The sequence below is a fragment of the Jejuia pallidilutea genome (assembly GCF_002973595.1).
GTDB classification, from domain to species: domain Bacteria; phylum Bacteroidota; class Bacteroidia; order Flavobacteriales; family Flavobacteriaceae; genus Jejuia; species Jejuia pallidilutea.
The window spans coordinates 113,959-133,631 of sequence record NZ_PVEO01000002.1 but is presented as its reverse complement, the minus strand read 5'-3'; the positions used below and the strand labels follow the sequence as shown (position 1 = coordinate 133,631).

General features: G+C 34.2%; 12 protein-coding genes and 2 tRNA genes. 5 read left to right on the top strand and 9 right to left on the bottom strand.

Annotated elements, in window-relative coordinates:
• Window positions 1–111 precede the first annotated feature (111 nt).
• Entirely contained in the window at window positions 112–903 is a 792-nt protein-coding gene (locus CLV33_RS04070) for a (Fe-S)-binding protein (protein WP_105472825.1), read from the top strand.
• Between the two features lie 82 nt (window positions 904–985).
• Complete coding sequence (locus CLV33_RS04065; protein WP_042243298.1) at window positions 986–1,468, top strand: hypothetical protein; 483 nt, start codon at window positions 986–988, stop codon at window positions 1,466–1,468.
• 47 nt (window positions 1,469–1,515) lie between these two features.
• Here the strand turns inward: CLV33_RS04065 and CLV33_RS04060 are convergent, their stop codons facing one another.
• Together CLV33_RS04060 and CLV33_RS04055 are read right to left on the bottom strand one after the other, a co-directional pair.
• A complete protein-coding gene (locus tag CLV33_RS04060; protein ID WP_042243301.1) occupies window positions 1,516–2,265 on the bottom strand; it encodes a C40 family peptidase in 750 nt (249 codons plus the stop codon).
• A gap of 192 nt (window positions 2,266–2,457) precedes the next feature.
• Window positions 2,458–3,636: an acetyl-CoA C-acyltransferase gene (locus CLV33_RS04055; protein WP_105472824.1), complete on the bottom strand. Its 1,179-nt coding sequence runs from the start codon at window positions 3,634–3,636 to the stop codon at window positions 2,458–2,460.
• Window positions 3,637–3,764: 128 nt separating this feature from the next.
• Here CLV33_RS04055 and CLV33_RS04050 point away from each other — a divergent pair, with 128 nt between their 5' ends.
• The 3 genes from CLV33_RS04050 (at window position 3,765) to CLV33_RS04040 (ending at window position 6,091) form a co-directional block, all read left to right on the top strand.
• Window positions 3,765–5,813: an HD family phosphohydrolase gene (locus CLV33_RS04050; protein ID WP_105472823.1), complete on the top strand. Its 2,049-nt coding sequence runs from the start codon at window positions 3,765–3,767 to the stop codon at window positions 5,811–5,813.
• Between the two features lie 97 nt (window positions 5,814–5,910).
• A tRNA-Ser gene (locus CLV33_RS04045) sits at window positions 5,911–5,994 on the top strand.
• A gap of 22 nt (window positions 5,995–6,016) precedes the next feature.
• A tRNA-Pro gene (locus CLV33_RS04040) sits at window positions 6,017–6,091 on the top strand.
• A gap of 93 nt (window positions 6,092–6,184) precedes the next feature.
• Here the strand turns inward: CLV33_RS04040 and nagB are convergent.
• The 7 genes from nagB to CLV33_RS04005 all read right to left on the bottom strand — a co-directional run bounded on the left by nagB (window position 6,185) and on the right by CLV33_RS04005 (window position 19,649).
• Window positions 6,185–8,113 (bottom strand): glucosamine-6-phosphate deaminase, encoded by a 1,929-nt coding sequence (gene nagB / locus CLV33_RS04035; RefSeq protein ID WP_105472822.1) that lies wholly within the window; start codon window positions 8,111–8,113, stop codon window positions 6,185–6,187.
• 21 nt (window positions 8,114–8,134) lie between these two features.
• On the bottom strand, window positions 8,135–9,466 hold the full coding sequence (locus CLV33_RS04030) for a sugar MFS transporter (RefSeq protein ID WP_105472821.1): 1,332 nt from the start codon (window positions 9,464–9,466) through the stop codon (window positions 8,135–8,137).
• Between the two features lie 244 nt (window positions 9,467–9,710).
• The gene (locus CLV33_RS04025) at window positions 9,711–11,432 is read right to left on the bottom strand and encodes a RagB/SusD family nutrient uptake outer membrane protein (RefSeq protein WP_170063971.1); all 1,722 of its coding nucleotides are present in this window, start codon (window positions 11,430–11,432) and stop codon (window positions 9,711–9,713) included.
• A gap of 13 nt (window positions 11,433–11,445) precedes the next feature.
• Complete coding sequence (locus CLV33_RS04020) at window positions 11,446–14,754, bottom strand: SusC/RagA family TonB-linked outer membrane protein (protein WP_105472819.1); 3,309 nt, start codon at window positions 14,752–14,754, stop codon at window positions 11,446–11,448.
• A 550-nt stretch (window positions 14,755–15,304) separates the two neighbouring features.
• The gene (locus CLV33_RS04015; RefSeq protein ID WP_105472818.1) at window positions 15,305–17,812 is read right to left on the bottom strand and encodes a T9SS type A sorting domain-containing protein; all 2,508 of its coding nucleotides are present in this window, start codon (window positions 17,810–17,812) and stop codon (window positions 15,305–15,307) included.
• 246 nt (window positions 17,813–18,058) lie between these two features.
• Entirely contained in the window at window positions 18,059–18,769 is a 711-nt protein-coding gene (locus CLV33_RS04010) for a LytR/AlgR family response regulator transcription factor (RefSeq protein ID WP_105472817.1), read from the bottom strand.
• Between the two features lie 55 nt (window positions 18,770–18,824).
• A complete protein-coding gene (locus CLV33_RS04005) occupies window positions 18,825–19,649 on the bottom strand; it encodes a sensor histidine kinase (RefSeq protein WP_317045149.1) in 825 nt (274 codons plus the stop codon).
• Between the last annotated feature and the right edge of the window lie 24 nt (window positions 19,650–19,673).

Genomic DNA, 19,673 nt, shown 5'->3' with positions numbered 1-19,673 from the left:
TCCTGCGTCGAGGAGCTTCAACAAATGCCTCAATCCCTAACGCGAGTACCGTCCAAAACATAACATAAACGTCTACAATATTTAGATTGTAACTTTTAAAAAGCATACACTATGAGCGAAACACTCAAAGTAAAAACAATGGCAGAATTCATGGCAGAAGGCAAACAACCAGAAATTTTATTTTGGGTAGGTTCCGCTGGAAGTTATGATGATCGTGCTAAAAAAATAACCAAAGCTTTCGTGAAAATCCTTAACGCTGCAAATGTAGATTTTGCAGTACTTGGACAAGAAGAAAGCAGTACAGGTGATATTGCAAAACGCGCAGGAAACGAGTTTTTGTTTCAAATGCAAGCTGTAATGAATATTGAGTTGCTCAACGGTTACGAAATAAAAAAGATTGTAACCTGCGACCCACATTCCTATAACTGTATAAAAAATGAGTATCCAAGTTTAGGCGGTAGTTACCAGGTATTTCATCATACACAATACATTAAAGATTTAATAGCCTCTGGACGATTAAAAGTTTCTGGTGATACCTATAAAGGCAAACGCATTACCTTTCACGACCCATGTTATTTAGGTAGAGCCAATAACGAATACAACGCCCCACGGGAAGTGTTACAAAACACCAAAGCAAATTTGGTAGAAATGAAACGCCACAAAAGTACAGCTTTATGTTGTGGTGCAGGTGGTGCACAAATGTTTAAAGAACCAGAAAAAGGGGATAAGGATATTAATATTTTGAGAACCGAAGATGCGCTAGAAACCAATCCTAATATTATTGCAACCGGTTGCCCGTATTGCAATACTATGATGACTGATGGTATTAAAGCTAAAGAAAAGGAAGCTGAAATTGAGGTTCTTGATATCGCTGAATTAATTGCTAATACAGGAAATTTATAAGCAGTGTCCAGTGTTACATCAAACGCAGTAGAGAGTGTTTTTTAAATTATCAATCGTTATTCTAAAATCGTAAATCAACATAATGTTAGTAGACTTCAATAAATTACCAGAAGAATCAAGAGTTTGGATATATCAAGCCAACCGTTCGTTTACTCCAGAGGAAATCGCCGAAATAGAAACCAAATTAAACGTTTTTATTGAAAACTGGACAGCACATGGGAGTGACTTACAGGCAGGTTATGTTATTAAATACAAGCGGTTTATAGTTTTAGGGTTAAATCAAAACTTAAATGCAGCTACTGGATGTTCTATTGATGCCTCTGTACATTTTATTCAACAATTAGAAAAAGAATACAACGTAGATTTAATGGATAAAATGAATGTGTCTTACAAACAAGGCGAATTTATTGCTTACAAATCATTAACCGACTTCAAAAAAATGGCAAAACAGCGTGCCATTTCTAAAAATACTATTGTTTTTAACAACTTAGTAAACAACATAGCAGAGTTTAAAGAAAATTGGGAAGTCCCTGCTAGCGAAAGTTGGCATGCTAGGTTTTTGTGATTTTTATTATTAAAAAGCGTAGCGAATAATCCTAACTAAGCGCAATTCTAAACCACCTTCTTAATCACTCGCAATTTATGTGTATGCATTTTAGTGTCTACATTATAAATTCCAGAATGGTCTAGTCGGTCAATCCTCACTTTACCGTGAGCGTGGATAATGTAATTGTCTTTCATGATGATACCAACATGAATAATATCACCTTCATTATTATCAAAAAAAGCCAAGTCTCCGGGTTCGCTTTCTTCTATAAAGCTTAAAGCTTCGCCTTGTGTGGCTTGTTGGGAGGCATCACGAAGCAATGTGTAGCCATTTAGTTTATATACCATTTGAGTAAAACCAGAGCAGTCGATTCCAAAGGGTGTTTTTCCGCCCCATAAATACGGGCTGTTTAAATATATAAATGCAGTTTGAACAATATTATTTTTACTAATAACGCCTTCGGTTAAAGTACCATCAAACTTATGTTTTAAAAGATGTAGCCCGTTTAGTGTTGCACCTAATTGAATGGGGTAGAGTTGTCCGTTTTCATCTTGAACAAATTCTACTAAATCCATGGAAAGTTTTAAGTTTTCAGAGCTTAGTGTTTCGTAATCTTCAGCTTCAATAGCTACATATTGTTTGTTATCAATCCAACCTTCGTATTTATCAAAAGCTAAACGGATTTTGCTCCAGTTTTTACGTGTTTCAATCACTTTAAACCATTCACCATATAATACCTGCGATACTAATTCACTTTTATCGGAGGCTTCAAATCGTAAAGGAACGATACTTAAATTACAAATTCCGTATTGCATAAGAATTATTAACTATTTCTTATTTTATTAATTATTAAAATTGTAACACTTGCTATAGCTACCATTTATTTTAACAATTAAATTAATTAAGTTTTGTTGGAGTATCATATTCATAATAAAAGGTAATGGTAATAAAAATTTGAGTGTTTACTGCTAAGTGTTACTGTTTACTGCATACTTCCACACTTCTTATTAAGAACGTTCTATTACCATGGCAGAAGCTCCACCGCCACCGTTACATATAGCTGCCGCACCAATTTTGGCATTGTTTTGTTCTAAAACGTTAAGCAGCGTAATTAAAATCCTAACGCCAGAACACCCTAACGGATGTCCTAAGGAAACCGCACCACCATTTACATTAACTTTATCATCGGTTAATCCTAGAATTTTCATGTTAGCTAAGGCTACCACAGAAAACGCTTCATTAAATTCAAAATAATCCACATCATCTTGGGAGATGCTAGCTTTAGCAAGTGCCTTTGGTAAAGCCTTAGCAGGTGCTGTTGTAAACCATTCTGGTTCTTGGGCTGCATCTGCATAACTTTTAATAGTTGCCAAAACTTTTAAACCTAGTGCTTCAGCCTTTTCCTTACGCATTAAAACTACAGCACCAGCACCGTCGTTAATAGTAGAAGCATTAGCGGCAGTTACCGTACCTTCTTTTGTGAATGCAGGACGTAAACTTGGAATTTTATCGAGATTTACTTTGGTAAATTCTTCATCTGTATCAACAATTATTGGTTCACCACGGCGTTGTGGTACTTCAACAGGTACAACTTCATTATTAAATTTACCAGAGTTCCATGCAGCTTCAGATCTTTTGTAGGATTGTATTGCGTAGTTGTCTTGAGCTTCACGAGAAAAGTTATATTCTGTAGCGCAAGCATCAGCACAAACACCCATGGCGTTTTTATCGTACGCATCAACCAAACCATCACGCTGTAAGCCATCTATTAAAGTTCCTGGTCCAAATTTTGTACCAGTTCTGGCATATAAATAGTGCGGAATTAAACTCATATTTTCCATTCCGCCAGCAACTACAATTTCTGCATCACCCAAAGCAATAGCTTGTGCGCCATGCATTACAGCTTTCATACCAGAAGCACAAACTTTATTTACGGTTGTACAAGGCACAGTATTGGGAATACCGGCACCTAATGCGGCTTGTCTTGCTGGTGCCTGCCCGTTGCCTGCCTGTACTACATTGCCCATAAACACTTCGTCTACAAGCTCTGGTTTTAAATTAATTTTATGTAATGCGCCCTTTATGGCAATGGCACCCAATTTAGTAGCAGGTACAGTTGATAACGCACCTAAAAAACTACCAATTGGGGTTCTTGCAGCGGATACAATAACTACTTCTGAATTCATAATGAAAATTTAAAATTAGTTAAGGCGAAAATAATCATTTTTTAATAGATAGAATAAGGATTAATTGGATTATAAGATTCTAGATAACCCACAGAATTTATTACATTTGACAATATTATCCTCCTTCTATGAAAGACTTCATAAATAAGCTATACAGAAATCATTCACTGATTTACAAAGCTTTATTGTTTGTATGTACCACGTTTTTAATTGTGTATTTGTTTCCTAAGAGTGGAAAATTTAAATACAATTTTGAAAGGGGGAAGCCTTGGCAATCTGAGAATTTATACGCTCCTTTTGATTTTGCTATTAAAAAAGCTGAAGACGAGATTAATTCTGAAAAACGCTCTATTGAAAGTCAGGCACCTTTATATTTTGATGAGGATGAAACAGTAAAAGTAACTGCCCTTGATGCTTACGATATTGCATTTTCAAACACATTTTCCGATTCACTACCCAGAGCAACATTAAATAAATTAAAAAGTTCAGGAAAAGATGTTTTAGAAAATTTATATACTCTAGGGCTGTTATCTGATACTTATACTTTTGGCGATGATAGGATTGTAGAAATTCTAAGTGGAAATGTAAAAAAGCGAAATACGGTTTACGAAAATTTAATTGAGCAAGAAGACCTTAAGTCTTTTATAGAAAGAAAGTTAAGTTCTGAGGGATTAAATACTTATGCTTCTAAGTTTACATCAATATTTTTTGATATTGTAGAACCTAATTTAACATACAACAAGTCCTTTACCGAAAAAGCATTACAGGACGAACTAAACAAGATATCTTACACACGGGGCAGTGTAGAACGCGGCACACTAATTATTTCAAAAGGCGAAGTAGTAGAAGGTGACAAATTTCAGAAGCTAAAATCGCTACAATCTGAATATGAGTCGCAGGTTTGGAATGAGGCCAATTACAACTGGATATTGTTTGCATATACATTATTAGTGGCACTAGCACTATTAATGCTATTATTATTTTTAAGAAAATATAGGATAGAAGTTTTTGATAATAATACTAAGGTTACGTTTATTTTCTTTAATGTATTATTAATGGTGTTTATAACCACTTTGGTTGTAAATTATAACTCAGAGTATCTTTATGTAGTACCATTATGTATGTTGCCTTTGGTACTAAAAGCTTTTTTCGATGCTAGATTAGGCATGTTTACCCATGTAATTACGGTACTATTACTCGGGTCTATTGTACCTAATAGTTATGAGTATATGTTTTTACAAATTCTAGCTGGAATTGTAACTATTTTAACCGTATCTGAACTCTACAAGCGCGCAAATTTATTTATATCTGTAGGACAGATTACACTTATTTATATTGTAGCATATTTTGCGTTTTTTGTAATTCATGAAGGCAGTATAGAAACTATTAATTGGAATACATTTTTATTGTTTATTCTTTGTGGTCTTGCAACCTTATTTGTACAGCCGTTAATTTATGCCTACGAGAAAATGTTTGGATTGGTCTCCGATGTGTCGCTTTTAGAACTTTCAGACACTAATACCAAGCTTTTAAAGGAATTATCAAATGTATCTCCTGGAACATTTCACCATTCCTTAAATGTTGCAAATCTAGCTGAAGCTTCAGCAAACGAAATAGGAGCAAATGCTATGTTGGTTAGGGTAGGAGCCTTATACCATGATATTGGTAAAATGGTAAACCCAAATTATTTTACAGAGAACCAATCTACAGGAATTAATCCGCATGATGAGTTGTCTTCAAAAGAAAGTGCAAGAATTATTACCGATCATGTTATAAATGGTATCGAAATTGCCAGAAAAAATAATTTGCCCGATCGTGTAATAGATTTTATTAGAACGCACCATGGTACAAGCGTAGTTTACTATTTTTATATGAAGGCAAAAGAAATGGATAAGGATATAGATTCTGATTTATTTAGATACCCCGGACCAAAGCCATTTAGTAAAGAAACGGCTATTTTAATGATGTGCGATAGTGTAGAGGCTGCATCTAAAAGTTTAAAAAATCCAACATCCACAAAAATTGATGCATTTGTTGAAAACATTATAAATAAACAAATAGATGAAGAGCAATTTTTAAATGCTAATATTACGTTTAAAGAAATTCAATCTATAAAAAAAGTGCTAAAACACAAGCTTGCAAACATTTACCATTTACGTATAGAATATCCTGAATAATTTTTACAAAAATTTAAATAAAATAGTTGCGTTCTTATAATGTTTAAATTACATTTGCATCCGCAATTTAGGTTGCTAAAGTTCATTAAGAAATTTAGGAGAGGTGCCAGAGTGGTAATGGAGCAGATTGCTAATCTGTCAACGCGTAAGTGTTGCCCGGGTTCGAATCCCGGTCTCTCCGCAAAATAAAGATAACCAAAATTCGGGGTGTAGCGTAGCCCGGTTATCGCGCCGCGTTTGGGACGCGGAGGTCGCAGGTTCGAATCCTGCCACCCCGACAAAAAAGCCCTTGCATTTATGCAAGGGCTTTTTTTATTACAATGTCCCGTCCTGAAATAAGTTAAGATGGAAGTGTTCTGCCAATACTCATGTTAATACATCCATCTAACAAAAGCCTCCATTGCAGCATAATGCGCTAGACCTAATTTATGGTAAATATGTGCGGTTTCACCATTTCTGTCTTCAGCACGTTGCCAAAACTCCCTACTATCAGTGCCCTGAAATACCACACCATCTTTTTGTGATTGGTGTTTAAAAATACCTTTTCTTTTTTCTAAAACTTGGTCTGGTCCCATAGGTACTGCCATTTCAATTTCATCAATTCCCCATTCTTGCCATGCGCCTCTGTATAGCCAAACCCAGCAATCTTTCATGAATTTTTTAGGTTTTAATCGTTTAACAGATTCAAAAACAGCATCTAAGCAAACTTTATGAGTGCCATGAGGATCTGCTAAGTCGCCAGCTGCATATATTTGGTGAGGTTTAATTTTTTCAATTAAATCCATAGTAATTTTTATGTCTTGCTCTCCTAAAGGCTTTTTTTCTATAGAACCAGTTTCGTAAAAGGGGAGTTCCATAAAATGAATTTGGCTATCTGGTATTCCAACAAAATAACAAGTAGATTGGGCTTCTCCTTTTCTAATTAATCCCTTTATATATCTTACTTCAGGAATATCTATTTCACTTGCTTTTTTGTTTTTAAGGAATGCTGAGGCTTTCTTGTAGATATTTTCAGCTTCGGTACTTTCTATACCAAACTTATCGTTATAATCACAAACAAAACTGGCAAATCGTAATGCTTCATCATCAGAAACTGCAATATTACCAGAGGTTTGGTATCCTACATGTACTTCATGCCCTTGTTCATGTAATCGTTTAAACGTACCTCCCATACTAATAATGTCGTCATCTGGGTGTGGACTAAAGATTAGTACACGTTTTTTTGCAGGTTCAGCACGTTCTGGTCGCTTACTATCATCTGCATTTGGTTTACCACCAGGCCATCCTGTAATGGTGTTTTGAAGTTTGTTGAATATCTTTATATTAATGTCGTAAGCTGGTCCGGAATCTGCTAATAAATCACTCATACCGTTTTCAATATAATCGGCATCGGTAAGCATTAAAATTGGCTTTTTTAAATTTAAGGCTAAGCCTAGAACCGCTTTACGTATAAGCTTGTCTGTCCAAGCAATTTTTTCTACTAGCCAAGGCGTATTGATACGGGTTAGTTTTGAGGCAGCAGCTTGATCTAGTACAAATGTGGCATTATTATGTTCTTGTAGGTAAGAAGCTGGTACAAGGTTGGTTACTGTATCTTCTACTGAAGCCTTTATAATATTAGATTTTCCTTCTCCCCATGCCATAAGGATAACTCTTTTTGCCTCCATTATTTTTTTTACTCCTAAGGTAATTGCAGTTCTTGGAGTATTTTTTAAGCCAGAAAAATCACCGCTAGCAGCCACTCTTGTTATATGATCTAATGCTACCAATCTGGTTTTTGAGTTTTGTAAAGAACCAGACTCATTAAAGCCAATATGCCCGTTACCGCCAATTCCTAATATCTGTAAATCGATACCTCCCAAAGCTTCAATTTTAGCTTCGTACTGACTACAGTAATCAGCAATATCTTCTTTAGGTAATAGGCCATCAGGGATATGGTAATTTTCGGGTAAAATATCTACATGGTTAAATAAAAGTTCTTTCATAAAACGCACGTAACTATTCACAGAATCTGGTTCCATAGGATAGTATTCATCTAAATTGAAGGATACCACATTTTTAAAGCTTAGTCCTTCTTCTTTATGTAAACGTACCAATTCAGCATAAAGTCCTTTTGGTGACGATCCTGTTGCTAATCCTAAAATACATGGTTGTTTTTGGGCTTGTTTTACCCGTATTAAATCTGCTATTTCCTTTGCTACAGCTTTTGAAGCTACAGTAGAGTTTTCAAAAACTACTGTACCTACATTTTCAAATCTTTTTTCAAAACCTGTTGCTTTGTCTATACTACTCTTTAACATGGTATTTTATTTATTTAATATTTATTTTGATTTTGACCAACTTTTATATTTATGTCCCCAAACAGCAAAAAACAGAATTATAATATAGCAGGGGATTAATATCCAATAACTGTTAGTTGATGCTGTTGCCAAGGCATTTACTTCATTAATTCCACTAGTAACAAGTTCATGTTTGTTGGCATCAACCATTCTACCATAAAGAGGCGGGATAATGGCTCCACCAGAAATGGCCATGATTAATAATGCAGAACCTGTTTTAGTGAATTTTCCTAAACCTTCTAACGTTAATGGCCATACAGCAGGCCAAACTAAGGCGTTAGAAATACCTAGTGCCGCAACAAATAAAACGGATGTAAAGCCGTTAGTTAACAATATACAGACACTAAAAACTATTCCTAATACTGCACTAATTTTAAGAGCAGTTCCTTGTTTTAAGTATTTTGGTATTAGAGCAACACCTATAGCGTAGGTAAATACCATAGCCAGTAGGGTTAACGTTGTGAAAAATTTTGCTTCGGTAGCGGGAAAACCTAATGAAATTCCATAAGCTATAATAGTATCTCCAGCAATAACCTCGGCGCCTACATAAACAAACAGGGTTAATACGCCCAACCACAAGTGTGGAAACTGAAAAATACTAGTTTTTGTAGTAAAATCATTTGTTTCATTTTCATTGTCTGTAGCTTCTACATGTGGAAGAGGTGCTTTTCTAATTAATACACCAAGTACTGTAAGCACCATAGCCATAACTAAATAAGGCATAAAAACACTATCTGCCATGGTATCTAAGAGTACTCCTTTTTCATCAACTGATGCTGTGTTGAGTTGTTCTTTTACTTTATCTATTCCTGATAGCAATAATGCACCAAATATTAATGAACCTAATGCACCAGCTACTTTGTTTGCTATTCCCATAATAGCAATTCGTTTGGCACCACTTTCAATTGGGCCTAAAATTGTTATATACGGATTTGCAGCGGTTTGTAATAAGGTCATACCAATGCCCTGTATAAAAATGCCAGTTAAAAACACCCAATATGTTCTTGCTTCGGCAGCTGGAATAAAAATTAGTGCTCCAATAGCCATTATTATTAAACCTAGAGACATGCCTTTTCTGTAGCCTATTTTATTTAAAATAAAAGATGCTGGTAGTGCCATAACAACAAATGAAATATATGAGGCTGAAGCAACTAAGTACGATTGTGCATCGGTTAATTCGTTAATGGTTTTCATAAAAGGTATTAATGCACCATTTATCCACGTTACAAAACCAAATATGAAGAATAAACCAGCTATAATTACTATTGGTACTAAATTATTATTGGTTGCTGCAGTATTTTTAGATGAAGACATATAGTTTTTTTATATTATATTTTAGTAAGTACAGTTTTGCGCATCATTAATATTTTATTGTTTTAATAGCATTTTTAAGTAACTATTAATTGTTTAAGAGTACTGTTTACATAAAGAATTGCCCAGAAATTAGGAGTAAGGCGTTTGTATGTAAAGCATACAAAAATTTTAACAAAACCTAATTTTGGGCAATCCTTATTAACTAAACTAACTCAAACAATTTAACTATTAATCAACTGTTTTTTTACCAACCTGGGTTTTGTGTTAGGTTAGGGTTAAGTTGTATTTGATCTAGAGGTATTGGTTGTAAATATGCTCTAGATTCATCAAAATTAAAATTACCAAAGGCTGCAAATGGTAATAAAAAACCATCAGCATCTAAAGGTGAATTATTAGGGAAAGTATTCACTATACCATCATTATAAAATGCACCTCTTGGTTGGTCTCCATCAAATAAGGCATGTGCTCTCCATCTGTTTAGGTCATCATTTCTAAATCCTTCAGCCATTAATTCAACAGTACGTTCTCTGCGTACTTCATAAATAATAGGTGTTAAAGTGTAACCATAATTTGGCCAGTTAGGATCGGTAGTTATGGCTCCTAGTGTAATTCCAGGCATACCAACACGATTACGTAATTGGTTAATGGATCTATCTAAATCAGACTGTGTTATGGTTCCTAATTCAGCCTTAGCTTCAGCAAATATTAGTAAGGCTTCAGCATAACGCATAATAATTCTAGATGTATTTAAGGTAAAATTGTTAAAATCGGCATCATAGTTTACGTTTCTATACTTTTGGCTTTCATAACCGGTATTACCTGTGTTGGCATCTGTCCAGTCTGGGAATTCCCATAGAGTTGTTTCTCCATCTCTTATTTCTACTACGTCTCCAGGCACCATGATTGTGGCTGCTAGCCTTGGGTCTCTATTATTTTCAATAGTGGCTAAACTTTCATTATCTCCATCATTAAATAATGGGCTTACTGAGATTGGTTGTCCGTCTGTACACAAATAACTATCAACGGCAAACTTAGTATATCCACATCTATTAGGCCAAGAAATTTGTAGTACATTATTAATGTTTGAGAACTGTAAAGCATCATAATCTCTCCAAAGTATTACCTCATTATTATCACTTAAGCCTACTTGATTAAATAAGGTGCTGTAATCGCTGTGTAAAGTAAATACACCACTATTCATTACAGCCTCAGCAGCATTAGCAGCTATTTGCAGATAATTAGTTCCGTCTGATCCTGCAACACCAAAAGGCGTACCATTATGGTATTTTTCCCAAGTACCTTCATATAATGCTATTCTTGCTTTAAATAATTGAGCGGCTTCTCTACTAATTCTTGGTTTTGTAGAGATGTTGGCGAATGATTGCATTAGACCTATAGCAGTGTCTAAATCTGAAAGTATAAAATCTACAACTTCGTTTCTAGGATCTCTTGGCGCAAAAAGAAGATCGGTGTCATTGTTGTCAAAGTATTCAGGATATATTGGTAAATCTCCATATCTTCTTAATAATTCAAAATAATAGTAAGCTCTAAAAAAATAAGCTTCACCAGAGTATTGGTCAATTAAAATTTGCTCAGTATCACTACTAGCTGATGCTTGGTCTAACTTGTCTATAAGCCAGTTAGCTTCTCTTACTTCATTCCAGCTCCATATGCTACCACTAGTAGTTGCGGGTATTTCATAGCTTAATCCACTTAACCTATTGCTAGGATCTTCGGTTAGCAATAAATCTGTGTTGGCGTCTGGTAAAATAGCAAAACCAACACTTGTATTTGGCCACCCTGGTAAATCGTTATAAAAGCCATTTACAGCAACCTCAAGTTCTGAGGCATTTCGGTAAAAGGATGCTTCAGAAACATCATCTAAAGGAATTCTCTCTAAGAAATCTTCACAAGCTGTAAATGAAAATATTGAACTTAGAATAAATAGTTTTAATATATTTTTCATAATTATTCTTTTTTTAAAATGATACATTTACTCCAAATGAAACTATTCTTGATAGTGGGTAGGACGATGCACTACCTAACAGATCTATACTCCCTCTTACTTGTTCAGGATCGAAAAACATTAAATCACTAACAGTAAATAAATTTTCACCTGTAACGTACATTCTTATATTATCAATGTTAAGTTTTTTAATAACATCTTTAGGAATTGAATATCCTATTTGTAAACTTTTAAGTCTCATATAAGCACCATTTTGTATAAAGTGCGAGGTGTTTTGTCTATAGTTTTTATTGGTTCTACCACCACCATTCATGTACGGTTTTGGAAAATAAGCATCTAAATTAGGGCCTAATGGGTTTGTAGTGTCTTCTGGTCTAAAATAATCTAAATGTCCCTCCCAAACAAAGGCATGGAATGGCCCGTTAGATGGTCCTCTAAATCCTTGGGAATTACCTTGCACCATATTTACATCACGTTTAGCTACACCCTGTAAAAAGGCATTGAAATCCCAATTTTTGTAATTCACGCTAAGCGTAAAACCATATTGGTAACGCGGCGTAGAATTACCTATAACTTTAAGGTCACCACTATTTTCTACAGTGTTGTCACCATTGTTAATAACACCGTCGCCATTTTGATCTACATATTTTAAATCTCCCGCTTCATAAGCAAAACCGTTGATAAAGCTTTGGTCTACGGCATCAGTATATTCGGTAGCTTCCTCATTGCTTTGAAATAAGCCATCGGTTTCATAGCCATAGATATCGCCTAAATCACGTCCTGCAAAATTACTGGTAAGTAGATTTGTTTCATTTGGAAATTCAGTAACCGTTTGTTGATAATCATTTAGAACTCCTCTTATACTATAACCAAAGTCTCCAAATTGTTGTCTCCATGTCACTTCAAGATCAAAACCTTGTACTCTAACGGTTCCAACATTACGTAAAGGAGGTGTCGCTCCTAATACTGCTGGTAACTCTAAACCTGGGCCAATAACGCCTTCTGTATCTACTCTATACCAAGAAAACGCCGCGGTTAACTTATTATTAAATGCACCCAAATCAAAACCTATGTCTGTAGTTTTTACAGTTTCCCATGTTAAGCTTTCACCTGCAAATCCAGGTGTTTGAGAAAAATTACCTTGTTGGCCACCAAATAAGAATGCTGTTGTTCCATTTGTATTTATAGGTGCTAGATAGCCGTAAATTGGTGCGACCTGCTGACTGCCCAAAGTACCGTATGAGCCTCTTAGTTTAAATGTATTAATACTCTCTAAAGGCCAAAAATCTTCTTTAGCAATGTTGTACCCAGCAGAAAAACTAGGAGCACTTACCCATCTGTCTTCTGGAGCAAAACGAGAAGAGCCATCTCTTCTGTATGTAAATTCCAATAAATACTTTTCTTTAAAATTATATCTAATTCTACCAAAATAACCCAATGTAGCCCAGTGGTTTTTAGTTTCGCTAACGGAACGTTGATCTGGTGACGCCAACGTAGCATTTAATGAAACAACGTTGTTGGTAATTAAATAAGGTGAGGATCCAGCAAGCGCATAAAAATTATTTACCTCACTCTGAAAACCTGCGGTTAGATTAAAATTATGATTATTTATAGTTTTATCATAGGTAGCGAAAAAATTTGGTGAGAAATATTCGGTTCTAGATACTGTAGGTGAATACGAAGATTGTTCTTGAGGTCTTCTATCTACTAGACCATTAGGAACAATTTGTTGATGCGCTAAAAGAATTGTTTCTTGAAAATTGTTATTTCTTCTATAGTTTAATTCCAAGTTTAACTTGAGATCTTTTGTGGCCTGAACAATAAATTTAGGCGATAGAATTACTTGATCATTTCTGGTTTTAAACCGTTGGTATTTAAAAAATGGATAATATTGATGTGTAATTAATTCTTCACCGTAAATAGGATCGAATTGCGGCAGTGTAGGTTTTATTTTTGTAAGTAAATCTAATACCTGAGTTTTATTTCTAATAACACTTCCTCTACCGTCCTGCGTAGGGAAATCAGTAAAACTTTTTAAGAACTTGCTATAAAGTTCTATGGTTAACCATTTATTAACCTGTGCACCAAATTTCGCATCTAAGTTATACCTTTGGAAAGATTCGTCTCCATGAGTTAATAATCCGTCTTCATCATAAGCACCAGCAGAAACATAGTAGTTTACTTTTTCTGTGCCACCAGATATACTTAAGTCATGTTTTGTTCTTTGAGCCCATTTTTTTATGATGATGTCATCCCAATTTGTTGCTCCAGTACCTTCAATACCAATCGCTCCATAATTCCAAGCATTACCAGTAGGATTACTCACTATAGAAGGCGCACTCCCAGGATTTGCCATATTAGCTCTTATATTTGCTAAATCGGTCTCATCATGAAACGGATTTTGGCGGTTATTAATTCGTGCATCATTTATAGTGTAAGCAAAGTCTATAGGACTTGCAGATTTTGGATATGTAGTTGGTTGCGTGAAAGATATATTACTCCTGTAACTTATTCTAGCTTTACCTTTTGCATTTTTACCGCTTTTAGTGGTTACCAAAATGGCACCTGCCGATGCGTTAGAACCATATATAGCTGCTGCTGCTGCATCTTTAAGTACAGAAACAGACTCTATATCCTCGGGGTTAATATCGTTTATACTCATGCGGATACCATCAATAAGTACTAAAGGTGGATTATCTTGAATAACTCCGCCTTGGCTTGTTACAAAACCACGAATGTTAATGGCAGAATCGGCACCTGGCTCTCCACCTGAAGTCGTATTAGAAATTATCAGACCAGGAACTGTACCTTGTAAAGATCGTGCGGCATTGGCCGTAGGTCTATTTTCAAATACTTCGGTTCCAATTTCAGAAACAGCAGCAGTTACGTTTACTTTCTTTTGCGTACCATAACCCACAACAACAACTTCATCAAGAGCAGATACATCTTCTTCTAAAGTTATAGCTATGTTGGTTTGATTGTTAATTGCTACTTCTTTAGTTTTGAATCCAATATATGAAACCACTAAAGTAGCATTTGCATTTGATGGTGTTATTGAAAATTTTCCATCAAAATCTGTTTGTGCTCCATTAAGGGTTCCTTTTTCTAAAACAGTGGCACCTGCTAGAGGTTGGCCATTTATGTCAGTTACAGTACCAGTAATTTCAGATTGCTGTGTACTGTTCTCAATTGTGATGATTGTTTTACTAGTTACAGATGCACCAAAAGCACTTGTAATACACATAAAAAAGAGTGCATTTATAAGTGTTATTGGCAGTTTTTTTCTAAAAAAGAAAAACCTACTGTTTAATTTGATTTTCATAAGCTTGTTAGTTATTATTATACAATTAGTTAATTAGTTGTTCATATTAGAATGAGAGTTTTATACCATACAGTGAAATTTTAATTTTATTAGTTTAGTTTTAATTATCTTATGCTTTATAACTTCAGTAATAAATTGAATTTAAGCAAAAAGTAAATTACTGTTGTTTCATACGTTTATACCAAAATAAAGTAGGTGTAAAGATGGACAATTATTATATTAAACCGAAAATGCTTATTCCTTACCTTATATTGAGTGTTTAAACTTAAATATTTCTTTGTTCTAGGGTTGAAAAAATTCGACCAACAACTTCAGCGCTTCGACAAAAAATGAGACATTATGTTAAATAAACCTTAATTATTTGTGAAACTTAATTGAGTAATGAATATTATGATACTGTATTTATGTTGAATGCTCATTATTTGTTATATGAAGTTTATTTTAAGGTTTCTAATAATTTAGTATTTAACAGTTCATAGTATTTTTATTAAGCCAAAACCTAAATTTATGCTAAAGTTTTTGCTTTCTTAATAGTACTTAAAAGGAACTATTATTCAATAATTAGTTTTAAATTACCTTGGCCAGCATTGTTTTCTATAGTAACAAAATAAAGCCCTTTAGCTAATGATGACAAATTGAATGTGGTATTGTTTAGTTCTTCAGCAGAATTGAAATAATAAGATTTTATAATTTCACCTGAAACAGTTACTACATACATTACAGATTTACCAATATTAGATGGACTTGAGCTCGATATTTGAAAAATACCATTTGATGGATTTGGATACGCGTGCAACTTGTAGTTAGCAGTGTTATTAATTGTTGTAACATCTAAAGTTCCTTGAACTAAAGGTGTATTACTAAAATTAATGAGTTGTCCATCAATATGGTATCTAGGGTTAAATCCATCATTACAATCACTACAAGTTACACCAGTAATACAATTAGGGTTGTTTGGATGACATTCATCAACATATGAAGGGTCTAGTCTATACCTAAAATCTACAGTGCCTTTAGAAATTTGAGGCGTCATATCTATAATGTCAGGAGGCGCAATTGTACCAGGACACCAGCCCGCTCTATTAAATCTCCAAGTGCCATTTTGAGGGCTACAATTATCTGGATTTGGGTTACACGTGTTCCATAAATGTTGTGTGTAATTTTGTATGCCATCAACATCTATATAGTTGGTAGCCTCATAAAACTCAGCAGCATTTTGAGAATTATTACTTCCCCAGCCATGACCAGTATTTGATAGACGCAAATGAGAACTCTCTACGTTACTGTTGTAACTATAATTAACAACAGGAATAGGCTGTAGATTATTTGGATCTCCAAGATCCCAGAAACCATCCCACAATTCATCAACATTAGAATATAAATATTGGGGTGACCCCTGTTGAAAATCAAAATCCAGAGATATTTGCCAACCACCTGTTCCCCAAGTGTCAATAAACATTCTAAATTCAACTTCACCTTGAAGTAGGCTAGCATAATCGGTTAAATCAATTGCATGATTACAACCTACGCCATAGGGCGTAATATATCGAATAATTTGAATCCAATTACCATCTGGCCCCTTAACGTCAATAAATGCTCTACGGTCCCAATCATCACAGTCTCCTGTTTCCGATGGACATTCTACCAATAAATTTGCAATAATTTGGTTGTAACTACCAACATGCTGCGGCATTGTATATGTTCCATAGAAATTACGGCTATTTTCTTTGTTAAACTCTATAACAACGTCATCTAGGGTTGTAACGTTTTGGGTACTTATGGAATTAGTTACCTCAATAATTTTAGTTATTGTTGTATTAATGCCGTTAGAGCCATAGGCAGTAATGTTTATAGTATGAAATCCATAAGCATTGGGTGTCCACAGTGCATAATGTAAATTGTTTTCATCTGTAACTGTAATTGGGGTACCATCAACCGTAACTTCTATATTATTTATAGCTATTAATTCGGCTTCTTCTATTGCAGATGTTATATAAATAGGATAAGCATAAAATGATGGCATTTCTATAGGGTAATCCTCTGTTAGTCGAGTTGAAATGGAAGGTGAGAAGGTACTAAGGTCTATCACTTCAAATTGTTGAAAGGTTTCAGCAGGATTAAAATCGTCATTGCCATCCTGCTCCGCTTTTAAGGTAACGGTTCCAACTGAGCCATTTAAAGTTACGGTATTACCGCTTATTGTTGCAGGTCCAGATTCTACACTGTAGGTTATATTTGTTAAACCCGAAGTAGAAGAGGCTGTAACATTAAAAGGCGACGAAGTGGTACTTTTCTTTCCTATCGGGTCAAATGTTATGATTTGGTTTTGTTTACCAGAGCCATCTCCACTTCCCAGTAAATCAATGGAGGAGTTTGCTGTAATATGCGGAAATTCTCCATTGCCCGTAGTTTGGTTTTCTTCTGGGGGATAATATGAAAATGCAAAGTGGGTAGCAATAATATCTGGACTTTGATCTAAAGTTGCTTGATCTACTATAAGTGGGTTATTTCCATTACCCATTCCCAGCACTCCTGAATTATTGTATCGTGGTTGTCCGTTAGCATGTACAACTCTTATTATAGGGGCATAATGGGCGCCATCTTCAATACCTCCGTTTTTATAAGTATCGCCAGATCCATTATTGGAAACATTAAAAACGGTATAGGTTTTTGTAAAGGTACCATCGCCATTATTTACCGTTTCTGTTCTGTAAAATCCATTATTTACATCAGCATCATTTAAAAGTCCCATCAACATATTCATCTTATCATTGCCTCCTGTCCAGTTTACATTATCATTAATGGGGTCGCCATTATCATCAAATGCTCTAAGCGGATCTTCATTCGGATATAAATAAAAACGTAGACTAATAAGGTTGTTGGCATCATTAGGCACATTACGAAACTCAAAAATAATGGGTGAAGAAGTAGCTAAAGTACCGTCTGGATGAAATTCTGCAGGTGTATTTATAAAATGAAAACTAGCCTGACCGAAGGTGACAAACGAAGTAACCAACAAAATTATGAACATTAAATTTTTAAGTAATTTTTTCATCATTAAATGTTGTTTAGGATTAAAACAGTTAATGTAGAAAGAATAGAAGTATCTATCTAATTTTTTCCCTAAATGCTGTAAATGTATAGACAGACAACTAAGTACAAACGATGAGGCATTGTTGTTAAGCTAAACTATTTGGTTTTTAAGGGGTTACTTTGGTTAAAACGCCAGCATATAAAAGGGTGAAAAAACACTCATAAAAATAACACAGGATAAAAAACATTTAAAGTAAAGGCAAGATGTATTCTATATAGAAGAATTTAATATTTTCTGTTTTACTGCTTCAATGTAAGATCGTCCTATAACATATCTAAGACCTTCTATTTCAACACTATTACCTTCTACGGCATCAATTTTGTCAATAGCAATTGTATAAGATCTATGTATTCTTATAAAGTCTCTGGATGGTAGTAAATCGGTAAAATCAGATAAGGTACTATGTATAATATACTTTCCTGTAGTAGTATTAATTTTTAAGTAATCTTTTAAGGACTCAACGGTTAATATTTCGTCCAAAAATATTTTTTTCATTTTCTTTTTATCAACTTTAACAAAAAGATAGGGGCGTTCCTTAGTTGTATCGTAAATAGCTTTATTGTTTTCGAGCCTTCTGTTAACTTTGTTTAGGGCCTTCATAAACCTAGGAAACTCAATAGGCTTTATTAAATAATCCAATACATCTAATTCATAAGTTTCAACTGCAAATTCTTTATAGGCAGTTGTAATGATTACCATGGGTGGATTTTCTAAACTTTTTATAAAATTAATGCCATCTAGAACAGGCATGTTTATATCTAAAAAAATAACGTCAACAGCATTTGTTTTTAAAAAGTTTAAGCTATCTATAGCATTGGTAAATGTATTAATTACCTCAAATTCCTCTATTTGTTCTAGGTATTTTTTAATAACATTAATTGCCAAGGGCTCATCATCTACTATTAAACATTTTATTTTCATTGCTATTAACTTTTTTGTTCTGTTGATTTATTTTTAAAAATGCTGAAAAATAACATTAAGTTACTTTTATTTTGAGTTTTACAACAAACTTATTTTTTACATTTTTTATAATAAGCTTGTAGTCATTTTTATGGTACCCTAATGCTAGTCGTTTTTTTACATTTTCTAAGCCTATACCGCTAGAGTGACTAAAACGTTCTTCATGTTCAGTTTTCGAGGGCATAGGATTGGCTATCCTAAAGTAAAGAAAATCTTTTCTAATGGTTAAGCTTATATCAATTTTAACGTTTCCAATGTTTTTATGGGCGCCATGTTTAAAAGCGTTTTCAATAAACGATAAAAGTAATATGGGTGCTATTTCTTTGTCTTGTATATCGCCAGATATAGACATGTTTATTTCTAGTTGATCGTTATGGCGAATACGTTCTAAGTCTATATAATTTTGTATGCAGAGTATTTCGTTTTCCAAGCTTTGTCTTTTGCTAGCAGTATCGTACAAGAGGTAGCGCATTAATTCTGATAGTTTTAGAATAATTTTAGGTGTTTTATTAGAATTTTCTACAGCTAAAGAGTATATGTTGTTAAGAGTATTGAAAAAGAAATGTGGTGATATTTGTGTTTTTAAAAACAAAAGTTCTGTTTCTAGTTGTGCTTTTTCCAAATCGGCAACCCGTTTGTGTTCCTTTAAAAAGTCTAAAGTTATTTTAATGGCGGTAACAAAGGTAATAACGTAAAGTTCGCCAATCATCATATCAATAACATAGTTAAGGGTAAGCGTGTTTGTAGGTACGGGGCCTTCGGGCCATACATTATTACTAACTAAATAATAGGTGAGGTTAAATTTTACTATTACCATAATAAATATGGCAGATAGTATCATAATAATATAGGGTAAGTATCTTTT